The sequence below is a fragment of the Pseudomonas sp. R3-18-08 genome (assembly GCF_003852065.1).
Lineage (GTDB): Bacteria > Pseudomonadota > Gammaproteobacteria > Pseudomonadales > Pseudomonadaceae > Aquipseudomonas.
Map to the genome: position 1 here is coordinate 4,006,119 of NZ_CP027729.1, position 23,112 is coordinate 4,029,230.

At 60.9% G+C, this 23,112-nt stretch carries 25 protein-coding genes; 6 read left to right on the forward strand and 19 right to left on the reverse strand.

Features of this window, described 5'->3' with window-relative positions; translation table 11 throughout:
- Positions 1 to 19 precede the first annotated feature (19 nt).
- Positions 20 to 772: a thioesterase II family protein gene (locus C4J92_RS18245; RefSeq protein ID WP_124404840.1), complete on the reverse strand. Its 753-nt coding sequence runs from the start codon at positions 770 to 772 to the stop codon at positions 20 to 22.
- 301 nt (positions 773 to 1,073) lie between these two features.
- Here C4J92_RS18245 and C4J92_RS18250 point away from each other — a divergent pair, with 301 nt between their 5' ends.
- Positions 1,074 to 1,625, forward strand: coding sequence for an RNA polymerase factor sigma-70 (locus C4J92_RS18250; RefSeq protein ID WP_124363749.1), 552 nt, complete (start codon positions 1,074 to 1,076; stop codon positions 1,623 to 1,625).
- A 614-nt stretch (positions 1,626 to 2,239) separates the two neighbouring features.
- Here C4J92_RS18250 and C4J92_RS18260 read toward each other — a convergent pair.
- Both C4J92_RS18260 and C4J92_RS18265 read right to left on the reverse strand, forming a co-directional pair.
- Positions 2,240 to 3,028, reverse strand: a complete 789-nt coding sequence (locus tag C4J92_RS18260; RefSeq protein ID WP_124404841.1) for an ABC transporter substrate-binding protein — start codon at positions 3,026 to 3,028, stop codon at positions 2,240 to 2,242.
- A gap of 90 nt (positions 3,029 to 3,118) precedes the next feature.
- Complete coding sequence (locus C4J92_RS18265) at positions 3,119 to 3,742, reverse strand: TetR/AcrR family transcriptional regulator (RefSeq protein ID WP_124404842.1); 624 nt, start codon at positions 3,740 to 3,742, stop codon at positions 3,119 to 3,121.
- A 186-nt stretch (positions 3,743 to 3,928) separates the two neighbouring features.
- Here C4J92_RS18265 and C4J92_RS18270 point away from each other — a divergent pair, with 186 nt between their 5' ends.
- Positions 3,929 to 4,471: an exonuclease domain-containing protein gene (locus C4J92_RS18270; RefSeq protein WP_057700884.1), complete on the forward strand. Its 543-nt coding sequence runs from the start codon at positions 3,929 to 3,931 to the stop codon at positions 4,469 to 4,471.
- Between the two features lie 200 nt (positions 4,472 to 4,671).
- Entirely contained in the window at positions 4,672 to 4,953 is a 282-nt protein-coding gene (locus C4J92_RS18275) for a pyrimidine/purine nucleoside phosphorylase (protein WP_124404843.1), read from the forward strand.
- A gap of 49 nt (positions 4,954 to 5,002) precedes the next feature.
- Here the strand turns inward: C4J92_RS18275 and C4J92_RS18280 are convergent, their stop codons facing one another.
- Positions 5,003 to 5,806 carry an MOSC domain-containing protein gene (locus C4J92_RS18280; RefSeq protein WP_124404844.1) on the reverse strand — a complete coding sequence of 268 codons (804 nt, stop codon included), beginning with the start codon at positions 5,804 to 5,806 and terminating at the stop codon, positions 5,003 to 5,005.
- A gap of 40 nt (positions 5,807 to 5,846) precedes the next feature.
- Complete coding sequence (locus C4J92_RS18285) at positions 5,847 to 6,782, reverse strand: chemotaxis protein CheV (protein ID WP_124367833.1); 936 nt, start codon at positions 6,780 to 6,782, stop codon at positions 5,847 to 5,849.
- A 549-nt stretch (positions 6,783 to 7,331) separates the two neighbouring features.
- On the opposite strand from C4J92_RS18285, the gene C4J92_RS18290 reads away from it, so the two are divergent.
- The 3 genes from C4J92_RS18290 (at position 7,332) to C4J92_RS18300 (ending at position 9,654) form a co-directional block, all read left to right on the forward strand.
- A complete protein-coding gene (locus tag C4J92_RS18290; protein ID WP_177413187.1) occupies positions 7,332 to 7,781 on the forward strand; it encodes a hypothetical protein in 450 nt (149 codons plus the stop codon).
- Positions 7,782 to 8,104: 323 nt separating this feature from the next.
- Positions 8,105 to 8,998, forward strand: coding sequence for a sensor histidine kinase (locus tag C4J92_RS18295; protein ID WP_124405830.1), 894 nt, complete (start codon positions 8,105 to 8,107; stop codon positions 8,996 to 8,998).
- Entirely contained in the window at positions 8,995 to 9,654 is a 660-nt protein-coding gene (locus tag C4J92_RS18300) for a response regulator transcription factor (RefSeq protein WP_124404846.1), read from the forward strand. Before C4J92_RS18295 ends, C4J92_RS18300 begins: the two co-directional genes overlap by 4 nt.
- Here the strand turns inward: C4J92_RS18300 and yegS are convergent.
- The 14 genes from yegS to fleN all read right to left on the reverse strand — a co-directional run bounded on the left by yegS (position 9,613) and on the right by fleN (position 23,096).
- A complete protein-coding gene (gene yegS / locus C4J92_RS18305; RefSeq protein WP_124404847.1) occupies positions 9,613 to 10,533 on the reverse strand; it encodes a lipid kinase YegS in 921 nt (306 codons plus the stop codon). The genes C4J92_RS18300 and yegS overlap by 42 nt on opposite strands.
- A 226-nt stretch (positions 10,534 to 10,759) precedes the next feature.
- The gene (locus C4J92_RS18310) at positions 10,760 to 12,091 is read right to left on the reverse strand and encodes an IS110 family transposase (protein ID WP_124403898.1); all 1,332 of its coding nucleotides are present in this window, start codon (positions 12,089 to 12,091) and stop codon (positions 10,760 to 10,762) included.
- 278 nt (positions 12,092 to 12,369) lie between these two features.
- The gene (locus tag C4J92_RS18315; RefSeq protein ID WP_124363758.1) at positions 12,370 to 12,762 is read right to left on the reverse strand and encodes a DUF2802 domain-containing protein; all 393 of its coding nucleotides are present in this window, start codon (positions 12,760 to 12,762) and stop codon (positions 12,370 to 12,372) included.
- Positions 12,763 to 13,245, reverse strand: a complete 483-nt coding sequence (locus C4J92_RS18320; RefSeq protein ID WP_124363759.1) for a chemotaxis protein CheW — start codon at positions 13,243 to 13,245, stop codon at positions 12,763 to 12,765.
- 79 nt (positions 13,246 to 13,324) lie between these two features.
- Complete coding sequence (locus tag C4J92_RS18325) at positions 13,325 to 14,116, reverse strand: CheW domain-containing protein (RefSeq protein ID WP_124371405.1); 792 nt, start codon at positions 14,114 to 14,116, stop codon at positions 13,325 to 13,327.
- Positions 14,116 to 14,904, reverse strand: a complete 789-nt coding sequence (locus tag C4J92_RS18330; RefSeq protein WP_124371406.1) for a ParA family protein — start codon at positions 14,902 to 14,904, stop codon at positions 14,116 to 14,118. The genes C4J92_RS18325 and C4J92_RS18330 overlap by 1 nt, the downstream gene beginning before the upstream one ends.
- A 50-nt stretch (positions 14,905 to 14,954) precedes the next feature.
- Positions 14,955 to 15,842 (reverse strand): flagellar motor protein MotD, encoded by an 888-nt coding sequence (gene motD, locus C4J92_RS18335; RefSeq protein WP_124363762.1) that lies wholly within the window; start codon positions 15,840 to 15,842, stop codon positions 14,955 to 14,957.
- Between the two features lie 187 nt (positions 15,843 to 16,029).
- Complete coding sequence (locus C4J92_RS18340) at positions 16,030 to 16,770, reverse strand: flagellar motor protein (RefSeq protein WP_124363763.1); 741 nt, start codon at positions 16,768 to 16,770, stop codon at positions 16,030 to 16,032.
- On the reverse strand, positions 16,770 to 17,897 hold the full coding sequence (locus C4J92_RS18345; RefSeq protein WP_124404848.1) for a chemotaxis response regulator protein-glutamate methylesterase: 1,128 nt from the start codon (positions 17,895 to 17,897) through the stop codon (positions 16,770 to 16,772). Before C4J92_RS18345 ends, C4J92_RS18340 begins: the two co-directional genes overlap by 1 nt.
- Positions 17,898 to 17,945: 48 nt before the next feature.
- On the reverse strand, positions 17,946 to 20,165 hold the full coding sequence (locus tag C4J92_RS18350; protein WP_124404849.1) for a chemotaxis protein CheA: 2,220 nt from the start codon (positions 20,163 to 20,165) through the stop codon (positions 17,946 to 17,948).
- Between the two features lie 11 nt (positions 20,166 to 20,176).
- Positions 20,177 to 20,965, reverse strand: coding sequence for a protein phosphatase CheZ (locus C4J92_RS18355; protein ID WP_124363766.1), 789 nt, complete (start codon positions 20,963 to 20,965; stop codon positions 20,177 to 20,179).
- An 18-nt stretch (positions 20,966 to 20,983) separates the two neighbouring features.
- A complete protein-coding gene (locus C4J92_RS18360) occupies positions 20,984 to 21,358 on the reverse strand; it encodes a chemotaxis response regulator CheY (RefSeq protein WP_005790040.1) in 375 nt (124 codons plus the stop codon).
- Positions 21,359 to 21,525: 167 nt separating this feature from the next.
- Positions 21,526 to 22,266, reverse strand: coding sequence for an RNA polymerase sigma factor FliA (fliA, locus tag C4J92_RS18365; RefSeq protein ID WP_124359259.1), 741 nt, complete (start codon positions 22,264 to 22,266; stop codon positions 21,526 to 21,528).
- The gene (gene fleN / locus C4J92_RS18370; RefSeq protein ID WP_003192912.1) at positions 22,263 to 23,096 is read right to left on the reverse strand and encodes a flagellar synthesis regulator FleN; all 834 of its coding nucleotides are present in this window, start codon (positions 23,094 to 23,096) and stop codon (positions 22,263 to 22,265) included. Before fleN ends, fliA begins: the two co-directional genes overlap by 4 nt.
- Between the last annotated feature and the right edge of the window lie 16 nt (positions 23,097 to 23,112).

Below are 23,112 nucleotides of genomic sequence, written 5' to 3' on the forward strand. Positions count from 1 at the left end.
GTCGGGAAGTCGGTGAGATTCAGCCGGCGGCCAGTTGCCGCGCCGCGCCAAGGCGCCAGCGGGCCAGGTGCTCGTCGGCATAGCGGCGCACACAGCGCAGCACGGCGCTTTCGTGCTGCACGAGGAAGAAGTGGTGACCGTCGAACATGTCGAGGGAAAAGCCGCTGGCGGCCTCGAGCTGCCAGTCGAGCAATTGGTCGGCGCGCACGCTGTCCTGCTTGCCGCCGAACACATGGATCGGCACGCCCAGGGGCTCGCGCTCGCCATAGGTGAAGCTGCCGCACAGCAGGAAATCGGCGCGCAGGATCGGCAGCATCAACTCCATCAATTCAGGATTGGCCAACGCGGCGTCGCAGGTGCCCTGCAGTTCGCGCAAGCGGGCGATCAGTTGTTCGTCGGTCTTTTCGATGGCGTATTCGCTGACATCGCGCCGCGCCGGGCCGGCGGTGCCGGAGGCGAACAACGCCAGCGGCGCCGGCACATTGCGCGCGTTCAATGCGTGGGCCAGTTCGAACGCCAGCAGGCCGCCGAGGCTGTGGCCGAACAACGCATAGGGGCCATTGAGGTCGCGGCTGATTTCAGTCGCGAGCTGGGCAGCCAAGGCCTTGATATCGCGCTGCAGCGGCTCGCCCATGCGCATGCCACGCCCCGGCAATTCCAGTGGGCACACCTGCAACCAATCCGGCAGCACGCGGCGCCAACGTGCGTAGACCGAGGCGCTCGCGCCGGAATGGGGCAGGCAGAACAGGCGCAGCGGCGTTGGCGTACTCATCACCCGAGGACTCCAAGCTGAAACACGCTGTGTGCACGATAAAAACCCATTTCGCCCTCCTGCGGGTGCTGATCCTTGGCCGTTTGTTTACAGGCCTGTCACCCAGAAGAACGGACGGCCCCGGCAAATAATTAGTCGCCGGGGGCGAGCGAGACGCGGTTCACACCTTACCGGAAGGCATAAGATTAGTTCGCCTTCTCATTTGACAATCATTATCATTCAGCATAATTTGTTGCCCGATGTGTAGGAGGCCTCAGCAAGGACGCCCTCCCCTAACCTCTTTTGCAACCAGGTGATTTCCATGACGGAACCAGTATCCACAGGCAGGTGCGACTCACCACTTCTCCAGGCGTTCGTCGACAATCGACTGATCCTGGTGAAGATCGCGGCACGTATTACCGGCTGTCGTTCCCGTGCCGAGGATGTGGTGCAGGACGCTTATTTTCGGCTGCAGTCGGCCCCGACGATCACCTCTTCGTTCAAGGCCCAACTGAGTTATCTGTTTCAGATCGTGCGCAACCTGGCGATCGATCACTACCGCAAGCAGGCCCTGGAGCTCAAGTATTCCGGGACCGAAGAGGAAGGCTTGAACGTGGTGATTCACGGCGCTTCACCGGAAACTTCCCATATCAATTTCAACACCCTGGAAAACATCGCCGACGCCCTGACCGAGCTGCCGCAGCGCACCCGCTACGCCTTCGAGATGTACCGCCTGCACGGCGTACCGCAGAAGGATATCGCCAAGGAACTCGGGGTTTCGCCGACCTTGGTGAACTTCATGATCCGCGATGCGCTGGTGCACTGCCGCAAGGTGTCGGGCAACCACAGCGATACGTTTGCGCGCAGGGTCTGAAAAACACATGTGGGAGGGGGCTTGCCCCCGATGAGCATAGGTATCTACACAATTTTGGCGCGGCCCTGAACCTGCGGCGGCCCAGGAGCCGAAGCCTCTCTAACTGATACCCCGCGACCTAAATGTGGGGGCTTGCTCCCGATGGCGGCCTGACAGCCGACCAGGATGCTGGATCAGGGCGAGTACATATCCGTTACTGCGGTAACGGCGGCTTAGGGTTCCGCCCTGACGGCGGGTCACTTTGGAAAAGAGCCCCAAAGTAACCAAAGGGCTCTTGCCCCACCACTCGGCACCTCGCCCAGGCTCGGTGTGCCCGTAATCCGACAGTGATTTGGGGGGCCGCCGCCACGCGCCATCCATGGCGCGGGGCGGCTAAACCGGCATCCCTGCCGGTTTACCCCCCAAATCACTGTCGAATTCCAGCCAGCGTGGTTTAACGGGGCGCCTAGATCAAGAGCAAGATCAAGAGCGGCTCGCTTCGCATCGTGGTTACTTAAGCTGCTACAAAGTTGTGTAGATACCTATGCCCCGATGAGGGAGTGTCAGTAAACACATCTGTTACTGACCCACCGCCATCGGGAGCAAGCCCCCTCCCACATTGATCTCCTGCGCTCTCAGGGTAGTGGCGTTACATCGATGCGATACGGCTCGAAGATCTTGAGCATCTGGCCATTATCCCGCAGCTGCTTGAGCAACCCGGCAAACGCGGGCCCGGTGATCGGGGCTTTGGGCCGTAGCAACGCGTAATGGTGATAGACCTGGTCGATGCGCTCCGACACCAGGAATGTCCCCGCCATCTCGGTATTGCGCACCATGAAGTCACTCAGGTACGAACGGGTGACCAAGGCGATATCAGCACGCCTGCGGGCGACCATCAGCAAGTTGCTGTCATGGGAGTACGTCAACGTTGCGTTGAAGTGCTCGGCCAGGTACTTGGGGTCGGGGTTGAAGTTCGCGAAGGCGTAGTGATAGCCGCTGAACACCGCCAGGCGTTTGCCGGCAAGGTCGCTGAAATAGCTTTGGTCGCGACCGGGCTCACGCTCGGCGACGAAGATTTCAGCGTCTTCCAGGCCCATGTCGACGCTGGTATGGGCCACGTCTTTCCAGCCCCAGGACGGGTTTTCAAAGATCGCCATGTCGACCCGGCCTTGCTCGAAATCGCGAAAACGCCTGGGAATCGAAGTGGGCACCAGCACAAACTGATAGTCGCTTTGCACGGCGTTCAGCGCTTCGACCAATTGCGGCAGCAATCCGGTATCGGCGCCTTGCTCAGGGCGTACGGTATACGGCGGAAAATGCGCCGCGCCGATCCTCACCAACTGCGCGGCGCTGGCCTGCGTCCACCCTGCGGTACCCAATGCCCAAAATGTCAGTCCTGCAGCCAGCCGCCATGGCGAAAACATCTAGGCACACACCGTGAATTCTATGATGGCGATAAGCTAGGCGTTTTTCCCTGGGGAGACAATGTTCACCCGCAAATTAATAGCCGCACTTCAGTCCGCCTTGAGCACCATCAACAGCGCTTCGTCGGCCAGCTCTTCGAGGGTCAGGCTGCCTTGGGTGCGAAACCACGTGGTGGTCCAGGATAACGCGCCGGTCAGGAAGCGCCGGGTGATGAACACGTTGCCCCTGATATAACCGGCGGCCTTGGCTTCGCCCAGTACCTGCAGCCAAATGTCCTCATACACATCACGCAGGGCCAGTACCTGGGCCTGGCCGTCGGCAGACAACGAACGCCATTCGTACACCAGCACCGCCATCGCCTCACCGCTGCCGCCCATGATCGACTGCAATTCGCAGCGGATCAGCGCCAACACGCGCTCGCGCACCGTGCTCGCTGCTTCCAGCGCAGCCCGCACCATCGCGGTGTTGTAGAGGATGGTTTCTTCCATCACTGCGCGCAGGATCTCGTCCTTGCTCTTGAAGTGATGAAAGATGCTGCCGGACTGAATGCCCACCGCACTGGCCAGGTCGCGCACGGTGGTGCGCTCGAAGCCCTTGTTGCGAAACAGGTGCGCCGCGGTTTGCAGCAACTTGCCCCGGGCACTCTCGGGGTCGGTCAATTGTCCAGCGTCGACCAGGGTGCGCATCACCCGCAGGGCTTGGGGGTCGTCCATGCTGCTGTCCCTCATGTCTACTATCGTCTTGGGCGGCAATTTAGGCCGTGACCGCCACCCAAGCAAGCGCTTGGGCAAAACTTGTGTACGGGTTTACAAACCAGGCGAATCAGCCCCCTGGGCGGAACTACAAGGCCCGGCTACGCTCTATCCCCATCAGGACAGGAACAGTACGGGAACCTGCGCATGCCTCATTGGCTGATTATTGACCTTGAAGCCACCACGGATGACGGCGGCTGGCCCGTGACGGAGATGGAAGTCATCGAAATCGGCGCAAGCCTGGTCAACCGCCAGGGCCGCGAGCTGGATCACTTCCAGCGCTTCGTGCGCCCCCTGCGGCGGCCGCTGCTGACGCCTTTTTGCCGCCAATTGACCCATATCACCCAGGCCAATATCGACGCGGCAACGCCGATCACCGAGGTGTGGCCGCTGTTCGAGCGCTGGCTGGGCCAGCATCAGGCACGCCTGGAAGGCTGGGCCAGCTGGGGCGACTACGATCGCGTGCAACTCGAGCTGGAATGGCAACGCCATGGCCTGGCCAGCGCGCTCGGCCAGACGCCCCATGTCAACCTCAAGCAACGGTTCGCCAAGGCCCGGCGGCTGGACAAGCCCTTGGGGCTTAATGGCGCGCTGCAATTGGCGGGGATGCAGTTCAACGGCCAGCAGCATCGGGCGCTGGAGGATGCGCGCAACACCGCACGCCTGTTGCCGCTGATTTTGCCGGTCTAGGCAGCTCTGAAAGGCTTGGGCATACTGATCAACCTTTTTGCCTTAATGCTGCCCACCTGTAGGAGCGAGCTTGCTCGCGAAGATCGCCACCGATAACGCAGCGCATCTGGTTTAACGAGGTGCTCTCAGGTTTTTCGCGAGCAAGCTCGCTCCTACAGTGGTTGGCGTAAGTTCTGACCCTTTTTTCCGAGGATTCACTCATGTTCAAAGTCAATGAATACTTCGACGGCACCGTCAAGTCGATCGCTTTCGGCACCGCGCAAGGCCCAGCGACCATCGGCGTGATGGCCCCGGGTGAATACGAGTTCGGCACCGACCAGCGTGAAATCATGCACGTCGTTTCCGGCGCGCTGATCGTCAAACTGCCTGACGCCGAGTGGGAAACCTTCGCCGCCGGCAGCCAGTTCAACGTCCCGGCCAACAGCAAATTCCAGTTGAAGGTTGGCGTAGACACCGCTTACCTGTGCGAATACCGCAGCTGAGCCTGACTCGGCGCAAAAAAATGCCCGTCTCCTGCGAGACGGGCATTTTTTATTCCAGCACCGTTACCGGCATCCCGACTTCCAACTGGCCAACCCCATCGTTGACCAGGTTCTGACCGAACATCGGGCCCTTCTCGGTGCTGCGATAGGCCTGCAGGGTGGCGAACGGCTCGCGGTCCGGGCTGCGCTCACCGGTCTGGGGGTCGACGGTGGTGAGAATGCAGCGTGAACAGGGCTTGACCACGCGAAACTCCACATCGCCGATGCGCAAGCGTTTCCAGCCATCCTCGGCAAAGGCCTCGCCTCCGTCGATCACCAGGTTGGGACGAAAGCGCAGCATTTCCATCGGCCGGCCAACATGCGCGCACAAATCGTCCAGGGAAGCCTGGCCGATCAGCAGCAAGGGGTAGCCGTCGGCAAACCCCACTTGATCGTCATCCCGGCCAAAACCAGCCTGGGTCGAGCGTGCACGCTCCAGGGGCATATGCACCAGGCGCGTGGGCTTGCCGATGAAGGCGCTGACCCAGGCCGCCGCCGTATCGCCCGCGTCGGGCACGCGCAGGGTGTCGTGCCAGATGATCACACCGCGCAATGCATCGGCGCCGGGCAATGCCACGTCCAGCGTCCCATAGCCAGGCGAGCTCAAGGTCAGGCCGCCCGCCGCGTTCCACAGCGCCGTCAACTGGCTCATCTTCGCCACGGCGCGTTGCGTAAGGAAGCGCCCGCTGGCTTCGTCCACCAGCATCCAGCGTCGATCCCCTGCCAGCCCGAGCTTGTCCAAGCCACTCTGCTGCAAGGCCTCGGCCTTACCGGATTTCAAGGGGTAACGGTACAACGCGCTGAGACGGAGCATGAGCCTGCATTCCTGGGGAACAAAGTCGCATACCCTAGTGTCACGCGGGCACTTCGTCCAGCATCAGTCGTTGACGCACCACATCCACCAGCTTGTCCGGCTGGAATTTGGAGAGGAAATTGTCGCAGCCGACCTTCTTGACCATCGAGTCATTGAAGCTCCCCGACAGCGAGGTGTGCAGCACCACGTAGAGGCCACGCAGGCGCGGGTCGTTGCGAATTTCGGTGGTGAGGCGGTAGCCGTCCATCTCGGGCATTTCGGCGTCGGTGAAGATCATCAGCAGCTTGTCGGTCATCACCTGGCCGCTGTCGGCCCAGGCCTTGAGCATGTTCAGCGCCTTGAGGCCGTCGCTGGCGATGTGCATCTTCACGCCCAACTGGCCCAGGGTGTCCTTCAACTGCGACAGCGCTACGTTGGAGTCGTCCACCAGCAACACTTCACGGCCACGGGCGCGTTCCAGCACTGGGTCCTCGAGTTTTTCCCGGGAGACCTTGGCGTTATAAGGCACGATTTCCGCCAGGACTTTTTCCACGTCGATGATTTCCACCAACTGGTCATCGACCTTGCTGATGGCGGTGAGATAGTGCTGGCGCCCCGCGCTGGCCGGCGGCGGCAGGATGGCTTCCCAATTCATGTTGACGATGCGGTCGACGCCGCCCACCAGGAACGCCTGCACCGAACGGTTGTACTCGGTGACGATAATGGTGCTGTTGGGCCCTGGCACCAGGGGGCGCATGCCGATGGCCTGGGACAAGTCGATCACCGGCAACGTCTGGCCACGCAGGTTGACCACGCCGCAGACAAACGGATGGCGCTGGGGCATCAGGGTCAACTTGGGCAGTTGCAGCACTTCCTGCACCTTGAACACGTTGATCGCGAACAGCTGCCGCCCGAACAGGCGGAACATGAGAATCTCCAGGCGATTCTCACCCACCAATTGCGTGCGTTGATCTACCGTGTCGAGAATGCCGGCCATTAAGAGCTCCTGATGTGCACATGGGTTGCGCGCTGAGAGGGTGTGCAGTTCGTATAGGCAAGTTATCGGCGGCAATCGCCAGACCTTGACCCCGGTAAAATGCCATGTAAATACATTGATGTCACACTGACATCATGCTTTACTGCATCAGCCCTGTCCTCGGGCTGTGTGGGCCTTGCACGACACTCCAATCGGCGTGCGGTTCCATGACGTAGGGGATTCCCCTATGCGCAATCAGGCCCGACCTGATATTCGCGATATCTAATAGCCATTAATGTGACGCCATTCTCATTGCATGAATGGAGTCAGGCTTTTGTTTGCCATCCCACGCCCTAGGCCCATGGGCCTTCCAGGCACTCACGTATCGGCAACTGAAGTCGTGTCATCCCGCTCAACTGGGACTACGCACGACGTTCGTGAGCATTTCAATAAATGTCTTACTGGAATATCGGAATCAGCCTACAAGCTACAATCATATTTCAGCGCTAGTTTTAAGCCATTCACCCGGTGCGACATCTCGTCACCCGAGCTTGAGTTGCGGAGACATGCATGATGAATAGCGCGAAAGAATGGCAAACGGCACTTCCCGAGTTTCTGCTGGAGGCCGAAATGCTGCTGATCAAGTCCCAAGAGTGCTTGAGCCACCTGCATTTGATCCGCAATGACAGCGACGCCATCGACTGCATGAAAACCAGCCTCGCCAAACTGGCCGAAAAAGCCGACACCTTGGCGCTGCAAGCGATCAGCGAGTTCTCGCGGCACCTGCAGGACCTCATTGCCAACGCCGAAAACCCGATGCAACTGCATGACCAGGCACTGGATGCGTTACATGACTGCCTCACGCTGCTGGCCTGGCAACTGGAGCTGATCGACACGCGCACCGGCGAGTTGGCCCTGGACGAGACCGAGCAAACGTCGTTGATCGCGACGGTTACCTTGCAGATTCCGCAAAAGGATTTCCGGCATAAACCACAGCAGCGGTTGCATCATGCGTCCTGAGTCCCAAGCATGTCACCGATGATAGCTGACCTGCCTAAAAACGACAGATAACGGCGAGAAAGGCAGAAATATCAATTAGCCATCTACGCAATAACTATACAAACCAACTTTACTAATACAACTTTTTCAACTCTGGGATTACCCCCCAGAGTATTTGCGCGGGCCATAAACCAATCAGGCGACCAACGGTAACAGGGGTGGTACTATGCCCCCACTCGAAGTGACTCAACTTCATCATGGTTAAACACGATTCGGCAGCGTATTCCAAACAGAGCCCGGCCAACCGGTCTCCCCGCAGCGAACCCTCAGTGGCTTCATCCGCTATGTACGCCAACCTCAAGCCCCTTTTCTCAAGGTCTGTGTCGCGCAGCAACGCACGCCGCATCGTCCTTGCGCTGTGCCTGTGTTCGTTGTCGGTCAGCGTGTGGGCCTACGCGCATGCTTCGCCCTGGTCGCTGCTGATCCTGCTGGTCAACCTGGCCACGCTGGCGGTGGTGGGCCTGCACCAATGGCGTTCACGCAAATCCATCAAGTTCCAGCCCCAGGAATTGGCCGACCGGCTGTTGCAGGTCCAGGAAAACGAACGCCATCGCCTCAGCCGCGAACTGCACGACGATATCGGCCAACTGCTGACCGCCGCCAAGCTGCAAAGCGAATGGCTGCAGCGTCGCCTGCCGCCAGAGCTGCACGAGCACTGCATGGTGCTGTGCAATACCCTCGACGAAACCCTGGCCAAAGTGCGCGACGTGTCCGCCATTCTCAACCCGCGCCAGTTGGCCAGCCTTGGCCTGGAAGCCAGCTTGCGCGCACACCTGCTCAAGACCCTGGAGAACACCTCGGTGTGCTGGAGCCTGGAATGCCAGCAACGCCTGACCGGTATTCCTGAAGAAATGGCCGTGGCGGCGTTTCGCATCACCCAGGAAGCCGTGACCAACATGCTCCGTCACGCCCAGGCACACAACCTGCGGGTGTGCCTGCGGCGCCTGCCCGAAGGCTTGTCGCTGATGATCTGCGATGACGGCCAGGGCTTTTCGCCGGCTACCGACCCAGGCCTTGCGGGCCAACGCGGCATGGCCGGCATGGCCGAGCGGATAGACCAGCTGGGCGGCACCTTGTCGGTCAGCAGTCAGCCAGGCCAAGGCACGCGGATCGACGCGCTCTTCCCCTGGGCGCCCCGCGCCCTCGAACGGGCCAGTTCCCCTAAGGGTTTCGAGTGACCTGCAATTTACTCCTGGTGGATGACCACGCGCTGATTCGCGCAGGCGTGCGTGCGCTGATCCTGGACATGCCCGGCTACGACGTGATCGGCGAAGCCAGCGATGGCGCGCAAGTGCTCGCGCAATTTCGCGCCCTGCAGCCGGATATCGTGCTGCTGGACCTGTCGATGAAACACACCAGCGGCCTGGATGCCTTGCGGGAACTCAAGGGCGCCTATCCCCTGAGCAAAGTGCTGATCCTGTCGATGCACACCGACCCCGACCTGATCATGCGCGCGCTGGAATCAGGTGCCCACGGCTACCTGCTCAAGGACATGACCGCCAACGAGCTGGAGCACGCCCTGCATGCCTTGCGCAACAACGAGCGCTACCTGAGCCCGGCCATCGCCCACACCGTGATCAATCAAGCACTGATCCGCAGCAACGGCCCTGCGACGCCCGCGCCCCATAGCCACAACCTGACGGCGCGCCAGTTGGAAATCCTGCGCCTGATCGTGCGCGGCAAGTCCACCCGGGAAATCGCCCACGGCCTGGGCCTGAGCATCAAGACGGTAGAAGCGCATCGCTCGCAGATCATGAAGCGCCTGCAGATTTTCGACGTGGCGGGCCTGGTGTTATTCGCGGTGCGTGAGCAGATCATCAGCCTGGACGACTAGGGGCGAACCCAGCGGCAGGTGCACGCGCAGGGCCTTGGGCAAGGCCTCGAAATGCAGATCATCGCCTTCCAGCGGCTCGCCATCGAGGTTGATGTACAAGCCCTGCGCCACCTTGATATTGACCCACGGCAGGCGTGCCCGCACGAACATGGTGTCAAGGCCCCAGCCGTTGCTCATCAATTCGCGCAAGGTGCCGACCACCTCCTGGGGCGCCGGCAGGATGCTGATGTCCAGCAGGCCATCATCGGCCAGCGCCTCCGGGCACAGCACATGCCCGCCCCCGGCCTGGCGCCCGTTGCCGATCCCCAGCGCGAGCAGCTCGCCTTTCCAATGGAAATCCGGGCCTTCCAGCTCACCGTAGGCAGCCTTCAACTCACTGAAACGCGACAAACCGGTGAACAGGTAGGCGGCACCGCCGAGGATTTTCTTCAGGTCTTCGGAGGTATTGGCGGTGACCTGGCTACCGAAACCGCCGGTGGCCATGTTCAAGAATATCTGCCCGCCGACCTGGCCCAGGTCAATCGCTCTCGGTTCAACATCCAGCAACGCCAGCGCACCAGCCGGCTCCAACGGCACGCCGGCGGCCTTGGCGAAGTCATTGGCGGTGCCCAGCGGCATCAGCACCAGGCTGGCATCGGAATTGGCGTAAGCCATGGCTTCGGCCACATCACGCAGAGTGCCGTCGCCACCGCCGGCGATGATGTGGGTGTAACCGTCGGCCAGGGCTTCATTGACCAGGCGCTGGGCATCGCCACCTTCCCAGGTCACCCGCACTGCCAGCTCCCAACCCTGCTCACGCCGGGCCAACACGGCCGCGCGCACGTCCTCGTTGAGGGCTTGTTTGCCGTGGAGGATCAACAGGGCTCTGGCGGTGGTCATTTGGGGAACTCTCCTGGGTCAAGGTGCTTGCAGGATGTTGACCCTTGGGGATGAGGAAAAGTCTGTGGCTGGACAAATTTGGCAGATGGATGGAGATCAAAATGTGGGAGGGGGCTTGCTCCCGATAGCGGTGGGTCAGCTCTAGTTAAGCTGACTGATACACCGCCATCGGGAGCAAGCCCCCTCTTATCAAACAAAAAATAACTCATTGTTTTTGCTCTTAATTTCAAGCCGCTTTAACCAACTGCATTCCCAACTTACGCGCCTTGCGCTCCAAGGCGCGCATCTGCCGGTCACGGCTTTTTTCTTCAAACTCCTCGATTCCTTTTTCAACGTACGGTTGACCTTTAGTCAGCATCGCGTAAATCAGCCGGGCCAGTTGATGCGCTGTCGCCTTGATTGCGCAGCAGGTATCCATTCGGGTTAGGCGCGCCCGATGGCTTGCTCCGATAAAGCTTTTATCATTGCGTGCGATAGAAGCGGCTTGCTTTAAAGCCTGTGCAGCTCGGTTAATCACTTTTAGAGATTTTCCGGGCAAGGGTTTTCCTCCCGAAATTCGCGTTGGCGGCGCGAGGCCCAGCCAGGAACAGAAGTGCTGTGAGGTCGGAAACCGTGACAAGTCCGATCCCAATTCGCTAGCCAAAACTAAAGCCGTATCGATGCCGATGGTAGGAATTGCGGTTAAATCCACCCCCATCACCTTATTCAGCGCTCGGTGCAGGGTCAATTGCTGCTCAGTGGAGCGGTGTGGGTTGCGCAGCGTTTTAGCTGGGAGCACGACCTCGTCTTGAAGAACAGGCAACCGTTCAAGTGCAAAGGCGATGGCTTGGTCGCATTCACCAATCTGTTTTTCAAGGAAGTCGTAAGCCGCCAGTTCCTGACTCAGTGCATGCAAATGCTCAGCTCGCCAGTTACCCCGCAAACTTCGGGCGACAGTGGCCTGGTCGGCTTTGACGCGCTTGTCTCTGAGCATGGCAAGTACTTCGGGATCACGTTCTCCATTAACGATTGCCCGCAAAATACTCATGCCTGTCACCCCGGCAATGTTGCTGATGACTTGAGCCAGTTGGATGTTCATCTGGACCAAAGCCTTTTGCATCCGGTTAAGGGCCTTGGCTTGGTCACGGACCTTATTGCCACGCTGACGGACCAGTGAGCGCAATGAACACACATCGTCCGAGGGTCGAAAAGCACCTCGCAGCAGACCGTGCGTCATGAGCTGAAGGATCCACTGACAATCCAGTACGTCGGACTTGCGACCGGTTATTTGCCGAGTCGCACGGGAATTCACGAGATAGACTTCAAACCCTCGTCTATCGAGTATTTCAAAGAGCGGGATCCAATAAACTCCAGTCGCCTCCATCGCCACCACCTTGACGCCCATGGATTCAAACCAATCGGCCATGGCATGCAAATCATCGGTGAAGGTTGAAAACCGCTTGACCGGATCATCGCATTTGGTCGGATCAACAGCGGCCAAATGCTCACTGCCGCCCACATCAACGGCAGCGCAGTCCGGATGGATAACCTCAAAACGCTTTTGGTTCTTGCGCGTCATGACAATTCCTCGCAGGATTGAACGACGCGGGCGGGGTACACGGTGGCGAGCGGATTCACTCTCTTATACGTGGTCACAGCTTTGCTGTGCCGACAATGACTCCACGCCGATACCGTGCAGGCCACTCTCCCACTCGGGTGCTGTCACACCAGTGTTGGCTACGGCCTTTGCCCCGCACGCGTTCTTCAACCTTACGATGAACCAGTTTGATGCGCGACAGCGCTACGTCGAAGACTTAGTGGGACCTCCCACATTGAATCCAGCAAGCCCGGCGCTGATCAGCTCTTATGCAACTTGCTCATCAACTGCGCCTCGGCCTGGGTCAACCCGCACGACTGGGTCAGCTCATCCACCGTCGCGCCCATGCCCACCAGCTTGGCCGCCTGGGCGAACGACAGGTTCGCGGGATCACGCTGTTCCAACTGCACCAACTTGTCCGGCAACGGCCCGAGAATCGCGCGCAGTTCATGCACTTCATCCCCCACCCGCACCGCACTCTGCTGGAAATGATCGACACGCTTGACCAGCTCCAGAATGCGCCGGTCACGCACCGCATCGCGCTCGGCCTGTTGCAAGGCCAACTCCCGTTGCTGGCGCACATAGCGCAGCACAAACGCCAAAGTCCCGGCCCACAACAGGGCCAGGACGATCACCGCCGCCTCAAGGAACAATCAGATGCTCTCCAGGTCCGACCACTCTTCTTCGCTCATCATTTTGTCCAGCTCAACCAGAATCAACAGCTCGTTGTTCTTGTTGCACACGCCCTGGATAAACTTGGCGGATTCTTCGTTGCCCACGTTCGGCGCGGTTTCCACTTCCGATTGGCGCAGGTAGACCACTTCGGCCACGCTGTCGACCATGATCCCGACCACTTGCTTGTCGGCTTCGATGATGACGATGCGCGTGTTGTCGTTGACATCGGTCGGCGCCAGGCCGAAGCGTTGGCGCGTATCGATCACCGTCACCACGTTGCCGCGCAGGTTGATGATGCCCAGCACATAGCTCGGCGCACCCGGTACCGGAGCGATCTCGGTGTAGCGCAGCACTTCCTGCACGCGCATCACGTTAATGCCGTAGGACTCGTTGTCCAGTTTGAAGGTCACCCATTGCAGGATCGGATCATCCAAACCTTGTGCGGACGCTGACTTGTTCATGCTTCTGACCCCTTCAAATGCCGCTATCGACGGCGTGTGTGCTAATGGGCCGCGCAACCGCACGACCTTTATTGTTCAATCAACTGCGTTTGTTCTGCGCCATTTCCTTGACCGCGCCACTGGCGATCAACTCTGCCAGTTCGGCGACGTCGAGCAACGCGCACATGTGTTCGATCACGGTGCCCGCCAGCCACGGCCGTTGGCCACGGTGGCTGCGCCATTTGATTTCGTTCGGGTCCAGGCGCAACGAGCGGCTGACTTGATGCACCGCCAGCCCCCACTCGTAGCCCTGCACCGAGATCACATACTGCAGGCCCTGGCGGAAGTCGTCGCGGTAGCGGTCGGGCATTACCCAGCGCGCGGTGTCCAGCACCTTGAGATTGCCGGCCTGGCTGGGCAGGATGCCGAGGAACCACTCCGGTTGCCCGAACAACGGCGTCAGCTCCTGGCCTTCCAGGGAATAGATCGAGCCCAGGCACACCAGCGGCACCGCCAGGGTCAACCCGGCGACGTCGAACAGCAGGCATTCGAACGGCTCGGCGGCCCACGACGGGCGACCATCGCCGGTCACCGGCGGCGGCGTGATGCTCGGCGGCAGGTGCACTTCCACGATCGGCTCTACCACCACCGGCGCCACCACCTCAGGCGTGATTGGCACCACCAGCGGCGTCGCTTCGACGTGTGCATCGCGGGCCTGCTCCTCAAGCACCGCCAACTGAAACTCATCCAGCGCAGCGTCAGGCTCGACGGCCGGCTCCAGCACCAGGATCGGTTCCGGCAGCTCCTCGGCGGTCGCCTCTTGCAGCAAGGCATCCAGGTAGGATTCCAGTGCCAGTTGCGGCCGGGTCTTGAAGTCCAGGGGACGGTTCATCAGGCCACCTGCGCCACAAGCTGCTGGGACAGCAGGTGCTTGAGCAACGCCCGATAAGCCAGCACGCCACGGCTCTTGCCGTCGAATTGCGACGGCGTGAGCCCGGCGCGGCTGGCGTCACGCAGGCGCGTGTCCACCGGGATGTAGCCGTTCCAGATGGTGTCCGGATAGGCATCGCGCAGTACGCGCAGGGTGCCGAGGGAGGCCTGGGTACGCCGGTCGAACAAGGTCGGCACGATGCTGTACGGCAACGCCTGCTTGCGCGAACGGTTGATCATCGCCAGGGTGCTGACCATGCGCTCCAGGCCTTTGACGGCCAGGTGTTCGGTCTGTACCGGGATCACCAACTGCTGGCTGGCCGCCAAGGCGTTGACCATCAGCACGCCGAGCAAGGGCGGGCTGTCGATGATCGCGTAGTCGAAGTCCTGCCACAGTTGCGCCAGGGTCTTGGCGATCACCAGGCCCAGGCCGCTCTGGCCCGGCGACTGGCGCTCAAGGGTGGCCAGGGCGGTGCTGGACGGCAATAGCGAAATACTGTCGCTGCTGGTGGGCAGCAGCAGTTGCCCAGGCAAATCGCCGGGCACGCTGCCTTTGTGCAGGAACAGGTCGTAGCAGCTGTGTTCCAGCGCATCCGGGTCGTAACCGAAATAGCTGGTCATGGAGCCGTGGGGGTCCAGGTCGACCACGACCACGCGCTTGCCTGCCTCGGCCAGCAAGCCGGCTAACGCGATGGACGTGGTGGTCTTGCCGACTCCACCCTTTTGATTGGCAACTGCCCAGACTCTCATTCGGTTGATTCCTCCCGGTGGGCACACGCGCGACCGAGACATTGCATAGGTTAGTGAGCCGGTGACGGAGAATTGACGGAGCTGGCCCGCACCAGCGGCTTTGCAGGGGCCGGTGCAGTTTGTGTGCCAGCGCGCCTCAACGCCGCATCCGGTGTTGCATTCGCCGTGCCGGTGCCGGTCAGGCTGCGGCGTACATCCAGGTTGCGCGACACCACCAGCACCACCCGCCGGTTGCGCGCACGGCCTTCAAGCGTGGCGTTATTGGCCACCGGCTGGAATTCACCGTAGCCCACCGACGCCAGGCGCTGGGGGTTCACGCCCTGCATCGCGAGCATGCGCACGATGCTTGCCGCCCGGGCCGAAGACAGTTCCCAGTTGGTCGGGTACTGCGCCGTACTGATCGGCAGGTTGTCGGTAAAGCCTTCGACGTGGATCGGGTTTTCAAACGGCTTGAGGATCGCTGCCACCTTGTCGATGATGGTGAAGGCCTGGTCGCTCGGCAGCGCATCGGCGCTGGCGAACAACAGGCTGGAGTTCAGCTCGATCTCCACCCATAGCTCATTGCCGCGTACGGTCATCTGGTTGGAGCTGATCAGGTCGCCAAATGCGGCGCTGATATCGTCGGCAATGCTCTTGAGCGGGTCGCTGGTGCCGCCGACACCGGCGGCGGTTTCATCGCTGTCGTTGACCAGCGGCTTGGCCGGGGTCACCGTCTTGGGTCGTTCATCGCCTATAGGGATAGGCTTGAGCGCGCGATCGGAGTCGGAAAACACCCCGATCAACGCTTCGGAAATAACCTTGTACTTGCCTTCGTTCACCGACGAGATCGAGTACATCACCACGAAAAACGCAAACAGCAAGGTGATGAAGTCCGCGTAGGACACCAGCCAGCGTTCATGGTTGACGTGCTCTTCAGGCTCGCGACGGCGACGGCTCACAGGCACTTTCCTCTCTGACCAACAGCGAACACTTCATTGTGGCGAGCGAGCTTGCTCGCGCTGGGGCGCGAAGCGGCCCTGAACCCAGACGCTGCGACCTGTCTGAAAGACCGTGTTGCCTGGAGTGGGGCTGCTTCGCAGCCCAGCGCGAGCAAGCTCGCTCGCCACATGCCCATGCCCATATGCATCAATCCATGAAGCCCTGGAGCTTCAATTCGATGGAGCGCGGGTTTTCGCCCTCGGCGATCGACAGGATGCCTTCGAGCAACATCTCGCGGTAACGGGACTGGCGCATGGCAATCGACTTGAGCTTGCTCGCCACCGGCAACAACACCAGGTTGGCGCTCGCCACACCGTAGATGGTGGCGACAAATGCCACAGCAATGCCGCTGCCCAGTTGCGAAGGGTCGGCCAGGTTGCCCATCACGTGGATCAGGCCCATTACCGCACCGATGATGCCGATGGTCGGCGCGTAGCCGCCCATGCTTTCAAAGACTTTGGCCGCGTTGATGTCGCGGCTTTCCTGGGTGTAGAAATCCACCTCGAGGATGCTGCGGATCGCCTCCGGCTCGGCGCCATCCACCAGCAGTTGCAGGCCTTTGCGGGCGTAGCTGTCGGGCTCGGCATCGGCCACGCTTTCCAGGCCCAGCAGGCCTTCCTTGCGGGCGGTGAGGCTCCAGTTGACCACGCGGTCGATGCCGCCTGGCAAGTCGACCCGTGGCGGGAAAATGATCCAAATCAGGATCTGCATGGCGCGCTTGAACGAGCTCACCGGCGCCTGCAACAACGCCGCGCCCACGGTGCCGCCGATCACGATCAGCGCCGCCGGGCCGTTGGCCAGGGCGCCAAGGTGGCCGCCTTCAAGGTAGTTGCCGCCGATAATGGCGACAAACGCCAGGGTGATGCCGATCAGGCTCAAGACATCCATCAGAGGCAGGCCTCCACCAGATGCTTGCCGATGTCGTCCAGGCTGTAGACCGCATCGGCCAGGTCAGCCTTGACGATCGCCATGGGCATGCCGTAGATCACGCAACTGGCTTCGTCCTGGGCCCAGATTGCACTGCCGCCCTGCTTGAGCAGGCGCGCGCCCTCACGGCCATCGGCGCCCATGCCGGTGAGCACCACCGCCAGAACTTTGTCACCGTAGGACTTGGCCGCCGAACCGAAGGTGATATCCACGCACGGCTTGTAGTTGAGGCGCTCGTCGCCCGGCAGGATTTTGATCGCGCCACGGCCATCCACCATCATCTGCTTGCCACCCGGGGCCAGCAGCGCCAGGCCAGGGCGCAGGATATCGCCATCCTCGGCTTCCTTGACGCTGATGCGGCACAGCTTGTCCAGGCGCTCGGCAAAGGCCTTGGTGAACGCGGCGGGCATGTGCTGGATCAACACGATCGGCGCCGGGAAGTTGGCCGGCAGTTGGGTCAATACACGCTGCAAGGCCACCGGCCCGCCCGTGGACGTACCGATCGCCACCAGTTTGTAGGCCTTGCGCTTGGGCGCGGGCGAATGGGCGCTTGATGCAGCCGTGCGGGTAGGCGCTGCCGGCGCGGGCCGAGCGACGGGTGCGGGCGCCGGGCGGCTGAACGATGCTGTCGGCGCGGCCACGGGTGCAGGCGCAGGAGTCGGCGCGGGCGCGCTGAACAGACTGCGGCGGTTACTGCGCGAAATGCTGTGCACCTTCTCGCACAGCATCTGCTTGACCTTATCGGGGTTACGCGAGATGTCTTCGAAATTCTTCGGCAGGAAATCCACCGCGCCGGCATCCAGCGCATCCAGGGTGACCCGGGCGCCTTCATGGGTCAGCGAGGAGAACATCAACACCGGTGTCGGGCAGCGTTGCATGATGTGACGCACGGCCGTGATGCCGTCCATCATCGGCATTTCGTAGTCCATGGTGATCACGTCCGGCTTCAACGCAATGGCCTGATCGATCGCCTCTTTGCCGTTGGTGGCCGTGCCGACTACCTGAATCGTTGGATCGGCGGAAAGAATCTCCGAGACGCGGCGGCGGAAGAAACCCGAATCGTCCACCACCAGGACCTTGACTACCATAAACACTCCGTTAGACGGGGCGGGCGCTACCGCCCTGCCCCGCCAGAATCAAATACGCCGTGCGGCGTAACGCTTGAGCATGCTCGGAACATCGAGAATCAACGCGATGCGACCGTCACCGGTGATGGTCGCGCCGGACATGCCCGGGGTCCCCTGCAGCATTTTGCCCAGCGGCTTGATGACCACTTCTTCCTGGCCCACCAGTTGGTCGACCACAAAGCCGATGCGCTGGGTGCCCACCGACAGAATCACCACATGGCCTTCGCGCTGCTCTTCATGCTTGGCCGATGCCACCAGCCAGCGCTTGAGGTAGAACAGCGGCAGGGCCTTGTCACGCACGATCACCACTTCCTGGCCGTCCACCACGTTGGTGCGCGACAGGTCGAGGTGGAAGATCTCGTTGACGTTGACCAGCGGGAAGGCGAAGGCCTGGTTGCCCAGCATCACCATCAAGGTTGGCATGATCGCCAGGGTCAACGGCACCTTGATGACGATTTTCGAGCCCTGGCCCTTGGTCGAGTAGATATTGATCGAGCCATTGAGCTGGCTGATCTTGGTCTTCACCACGTCCATGCCGACGCCACGGCCGGACACGTCGGATATCTCGGTCTTGGTCGAGAAGCCGGGGGCGAAGATCAGGTTGTAGCATTCGGTGTCGGTGAGGCGGTCGGCGGCGTCCTTGTCCATCACGCCGCGCTTGACTGCGATATTGCGCAAAATGGCCGGGTCCATGCCTTTGCCGTCATCGGTGATCGACAGCAGGATATGGTCGCCCTCTTGCTCCGCCGCCAGGATCACCTTGCCGCCCCGCGATTTGCCCGAGGCTTCGCGTTCTTCCGGGGTTTCCACGCCGTGGTCGACGGCGTTGCGCACCAAGTGGACCAGCGGGTCGGCCAGGGCCTCGACGAGGTTCTTGTCGAGGTCGGTTTCTTCGCCCACCAGTTCCAGGTTGATTTCTTTCTTGAGCTGGCGCGCCAGGTCGCGCACCAGGCGCGGGAAACGGCCGAAGACTTTCTTGATCGGCTGCATCCGCGTTTTCATCACGGCGGTTTGCAGGTCGGCGGTGACCACATCGAGGTTCGACACGGCCTTCTGCATGGCTTCATCGCCACTGTTCAGGCCCAGGCGCACCAGGCGGTTACGCACCAGCACCAGCTCGCCGACCATATTCATGATGTCGTCCAGGCGCGCAGTGTCTACGCGCACCGTGGTTTCGGCTTCAGTGGCAGGTTTATCGGCAACCGGCGCAGCGGCAGGACGCGCCGGAGCTGGCGCGGCAGCCGGTGCAGGCGCGGGCTTGGCGACCGGCGCTGCGGCTTTGGCGGCGGCAACCGGTGCGGCTGTAGCGACCGCTGCGGCGGCGGCCGGAGCCGGGGCCACTTCGGTGAACTTGCCTTTGCCGTGCAACTCGTCCAGCAAAGCCTCGAACTCGTTATCCGAAATCAGCCCGTCACCGGCAGGTGCTGCACTGGCCGCCGGAGCGACGGAGGCAGTGGCAGTGGCAGTGGCAGCGACCTGCGGCAAGGCTTCGGCGACGAACGTGCCTTTGCCGTGCAGTTGGTCGAGCAACGCCTCGAATTCGTCGTCGGTAATATCGGTACTGGCGTTGGCCGCCGGTGCCGCTGGCGCAGCCGCCGGTGCCACGGCGTCGGCCGCGAACTGGCCCTTGCCATGCAACTGATCGAGCAGGGATTCGAATTCTGCGTCGGTAATGTCTTCGCTGGTCGGCGTGGCAATCGGCGCCGTTGCAGCCGGTGCTTCAGCCTCGGCCTTGACCGCATTGAGCGAGTCGAGCAGTTGCTCGAACTCGCTGTCGGTCACATCCGCCTCGGCTTCCACCACTGGCTCAGGCACGGCTTGCACAGCCGGTGCTTGCGCAGCCGGTTCGGCCAGGCGCGCCAGGGCGGCCAGCAGTTCCGGAGTGGCGGCGGTGACCGGTGCACGTTCACGCACCTGGCTGAACATGGCGTTGACCGCATCCAGTGCTTCGAGAATCACGTCCATTAATTCCGAGTCAACCTGACGCTCACCCTTGCGCAGGATGTCGAACACGTTCTCGGCGATGTGACAGCACTCCACCAGCTCATGGAGCTGGAGGAAGCCGGCGCCCCCTTTTACAGTGTGAAAACCGCGAAAAATTGCATTGAGCAGGTTCGCATCATCTGGACGGCTTTCCAGCTCGACCAGTTGTTCGGACAGTTGCTCTAAAATTTCGCCGGCCTCTACAAGGAAATCCTGAAGGATTTCTTCATCGGCGCCGAAGCTCATGTGGGTGCTCCTTAGAAGCCTAAACTGGACAGCAAATCGTCTACGTCATCTTGACCGGATACGACGTCTTCACGTTTATCGGCATGAATCTGCGGACCTTCACCCTTGGCGAGGTGTTTTTGTGGATCTTTTTCCGAGAGGATCGCTTCGCGGTCATGTTCGATGCCGGCAAAACGGTCGACCTGGCCGGCCATCAGCACCAGTTTGAGCAGGTTGCTTTCCACTTCGGTGACCAGTTGGGTCACACGCTTGATCACTTGACCGGTGAGGTCCTGGTAATCCTGGGCGAGCAGAATGTCGTTGAGGTTGCCGGCCACCGTGCGGTTTTCCTGTTCGCTGCGCGACAGAAAACCGTCGACCCGACGCGCCAGTTCACGGAACTCTTCAGCCCCCACTTCGCGGCGCATGAAGCGGCCCCAGTCAACGCTCAGGGCCTGGGCTTCGCTGGCCATGCCGTTGACCAAAGGCGTGGCGTTTTCCACCAGGTCCATGGTGCGGTTGGCCGCTGCCTCGGTCAGCCTGACCACATAGGACAGGCGTTCGGTGGCATCGGTGATCTGGGAAATTTCTTCGGCCTGGGGCATGCGCGGGTCAATCTGGAAATTGACGATCGCACTGTGCAGCTCACGCGTGAGCTTGCCCACTTCCTGGTACAGGCCGCGGTCACGGGTCTGGTTAAGCTCATGGATCAACTGCACCGCATCGCCGAACTGGCCCTTTTCAAGGCATTCGACCAACTGGTGAGCATGTTTTTTCAGGGTCGACTCAAAATCGCCCTGTGACGTTTCGTTATGGTCCATAGCTCCCCCGTGGCAGCATCAATGGCCGATGCGTTCGAAGATTTTTTCGATCTTCTCTTTCAAGGCCAGGGCAGTGAATGGCTTGACCACATAGCCGTTTACCCCGGCTTGGGCGGCTTCGATGATCTGTTCACGCTTGGCTTCGGCGGTCACCATCAACACCGGCAGGCTGCGCAGTTTTTCATCGGCGCGCACATGGCGCAGCAAGTCGATACCGGTCATGCCGGGCATGTTCCAGTCGGTTACCAGAAAGTCGATGCTCCCGCTGTTGAGGATCGGAATCGCCGTAATGCCGTCGTCCGCCTCGACCGTGTTAGTGAACCCAAGGTCACGCAACAGGTTTTTTATGATCCGCCGCATCGTTGAGAAGTCATCAACGATGAGGATTTTCATGTTCTTGTCCAATTCGACCTCCAAGCAGTCTTAAACGCGCCCAGCACCTGGACGCGCCACTTCAATCAACAGGCGTTACACAAAAAGGACTGCCCAGGGCACCACGGAGCGAACCCGCGAAGGCCGAAGCCTTCGCGGTAGCGTCTGCAGTGTCCCCACACTGCCTGTCAGCGCGCGCGCCACTCTCCCAACCGCCCCCGCAAGCGGGCCGCGCACTGGCTATGCAACTGGCTGACACGCGATTCGCTGACCCCCAGGACCTCACCGATTTCCTTGAGGTTCAGCTCCTCGTCGTAGTACAGCGCCAACACCAGGCGCTCGCGCTCCGGCAAATTGGCAATGGCCTCCGCCAGCGCTCCCTGGAAACGTTCATCTTCCAGATCGCGCGACGGCTCCATATGCGCGCTCGCGCCGTCCTCGTGCAGCCCTTCGTGTTCGCCGTCCTGCAACAGGTCGTCGAAACTGAACAGGCGGCTGCCCAAGGTATCGTTCAAAATCCCGTAATAATCGTCGAGACTCAATTGGAGTTCGGCCGCAACTTCATGATCTTTAGCGTCACGACCGGTTTTTGCTTCAATTGCACGAATTGCGTCACTGACCATGCGCGTATTGCGGTGTACCGAACGCGGCGCCCAATCCCCTTTACGCACTTCATCGAGCATCGCGCCACGGATACGGATCCCCGCATACGTCTCGAAGCTCGCGCCCTTGCTCGCGTCGTATTTGGTCGACACTTCAAGCAGGCCGATCATCCCGGCCTGGATCAGGTCTTCCACCTGCACGCTGGCGGGCAGGCGCGCCAGCAGGTGATAGGCGATGCGCTTGACCAGTGGCGCATAGCGCTCGATCAACTCGCCCTGGCTGTCACGGGCCGACTTTTTGTAAAGGTTGTAGCCGCTGGATGTCATAGCACAGGTCCCGCGCTCGTCTGATGCACCAATCGTTCGACAAAAAACTCCAGATGCCCCCGAGGGTTGGCAGGCAACGGCCAGGTATCGACCTTCTGGGCTATCGCCTTGAACGCCAGTGCGCACTTGGAACGAGGGAACGCTTCGTAGACCGCACGCTGCTTTTGCACGGCCTTGCGCACACACTCGTCATAGGGAACTGCGCCAACGTATTGTAAGGCGACATCGAGGAAACGATCCGTGACCTTGGTCAACTTGGCGAACAGGTTGCGCCCTTCCTGCGGACTCTGGGCCATGTTGGCCAGCACGCGGAAGCGGTTCATGCCGTAATCACGGTTAAGCAGTTTGATCAGGGCGTAGGCGTCGGTGATCGAAGTGGGCTCGTCGCAGACCACCAGCAGCACTTCTTGCGCGGCGCGTACGAAGCTGACCACCGACTCGCCGATCCCGGCGGCGGTGTCGATCACCAGCACGTCGAGGTTGTCGCCGATATCGCTGAAGGCCTGGATCAGGCCGGCATGCTGCGCCGGGCTCAGGTGCACCATGCTTTGGGTGCCCGAGGCGGCCGGCACGATGCGGATACCACCGGGGCCCTGGAGCAGCACATCGCGCAGCTCACAGCGGCCTTCGATCACATCGGCGAGCGTGTGTTTGGGTGTCAGCCCCAGCAGAACGTCCACGTTTGCCAGGCCCAGGTCAGCATCCAGCAGCATGACGCGACGGCCAAGCTCTGCCAGGGCCAGGGACAAATTCACTGACACGTTAGTTTTGCCGACGCCACCTTTGCCGCCGGTCACCGCGATCACCTGTACGGGATGCATGCTGCCCATTTTATTTCTTTACCTT

What these genes read in the sequence shown, in the direction of transcription:
- C4J92_RS18245 (WP_124404840.1), bottom strand. Translation starts at nt 772, where the DNA reads ATGAGTACGCCAACGCCGCTGCGCCTGTTCTGCCTGCCCCATTCCGGC.
- C4J92_RS18250 (WP_124363749.1), top strand. Translation starts at nt 1,074, where the DNA reads ATGACGGAACCAGTATCCACAGGCAGGTGCGACTCACCACTTCTCCAG.
- C4J92_RS18260 (WP_124404841.1), bottom strand. Translation starts at nt 3,028, where the DNA reads ATGTTTTCGCCATGGCGGCTGGCTGCAGGACTGACATTTTGGGCATTG.
- C4J92_RS18265 (WP_124404842.1), bottom strand. Translation starts at nt 3,742, where the DNA reads ATGGACGACCCCCAAGCCCTGCGGGTGATGCGCACCCTGGTCGACGCT.
- C4J92_RS18270 (WP_057700884.1), top strand. Translation starts at nt 3,929, where the DNA reads ATGCCTCATTGGCTGATTATTGACCTTGAAGCCACCACGGATGACGGC.
- C4J92_RS18275 (WP_124404843.1), top strand. Translation starts at nt 4,672, where the DNA reads ATGTTCAAAGTCAATGAATACTTCGACGGCACCGTCAAGTCGATCGCT.
- C4J92_RS18280 (WP_124404844.1), bottom strand. Translation starts at nt 5,806, where the DNA reads ATGCTCCGTCTCAGCGCGTTGTACCGTTACCCCTTGAAATCCGGTAAG.
- C4J92_RS18285 (WP_124367833.1), bottom strand. Translation starts at nt 6,782, where the DNA reads ATGGCCGGCATTCTCGACACGGTAGATCAACGCACGCAATTGGTGGGT.
- C4J92_RS18290 (WP_177413187.1), top strand. Translation starts at nt 7,332, where the DNA reads ATGATGAATAGCGCGAAAGAATGGCAAACGGCACTTCCCGAGTTTCTG.
- C4J92_RS18295 (WP_124405830.1), top strand. Translation starts at nt 8,105, where the DNA reads ATGTACGCCAACCTCAAGCCCCTTTTCTCAAGGTCTGTGTCGCGCAGC.
- yegS (WP_124404847.1), bottom strand. Translation starts at nt 10,533, where the DNA reads ATGACCACCGCCAGAGCCCTGTTGATCCTCCACGGCAAACAAGCCCTC.
- C4J92_RS18310 (WP_124403898.1), bottom strand. Translation starts at nt 12,091, where the DNA reads ATGACGCGCAAGAACCAAAAGCGTTTTGAGGTTATCCATCCGGACTGC.
- C4J92_RS18320 (WP_124363759.1), bottom strand. Translation starts at nt 13,245, where the DNA reads ATGAACAAGTCAGCGTCCGCACAAGGTTTGGATGATCCGATCCTGCAA.
- C4J92_RS18325 (WP_124371405.1), bottom strand. Translation starts at nt 14,116, where the DNA reads ATGAACCGTCCCCTGGACTTCAAGACCCGGCCGCAACTGGCACTGGAA.
- C4J92_RS18330 (WP_124371406.1), bottom strand. Translation starts at nt 14,904, where the DNA reads ATGAGAGTCTGGGCAGTTGCCAATCAAAAGGGTGGAGTCGGCAAGACC.
- C4J92_RS18340 (WP_124363763.1), bottom strand. Translation starts at nt 16,770, where the DNA reads ATGGATGTCTTGAGCCTGATCGGCATCACCCTGGCGTTTGTCGCCATT.
- C4J92_RS18345 (WP_124404848.1), bottom strand. Translation starts at nt 17,897, where the DNA reads ATGGTAGTCAAGGTCCTGGTGGTGGACGATTCGGGTTTCTTCCGCCGC.
- C4J92_RS18350 (WP_124404849.1), bottom strand. Translation starts at nt 20,165, where the DNA reads ATGAGCTTCGGCGCCGATGAAGAAATCCTTCAGGATTTCCTTGTAGAG.
- C4J92_RS18355 (WP_124363766.1), bottom strand. Translation starts at nt 20,965, where the DNA reads ATGGACCATAACGAAACGTCACAGGGCGATTTTGAGTCGACCCTGAAA.
- C4J92_RS18360 (WP_005790040.1), bottom strand. Translation starts at nt 21,358, where the DNA reads ATGAAAATCCTCATCGTTGATGACTTCTCAACGATGCGGCGGATCATA.
- fliA (WP_124359259.1), bottom strand. Translation starts at nt 22,266, where the DNA reads ATGACATCCAGCGGCTACAACCTTTACAAAAAGTCGGCCCGTGACAGC.
- fleN (WP_003192912.1), bottom strand. Translation starts at nt 23,096, where the DNA reads ATGGGCAGCATGCATCCCGTACAGGTGATCGCGGTGACCGGCGGCAAA.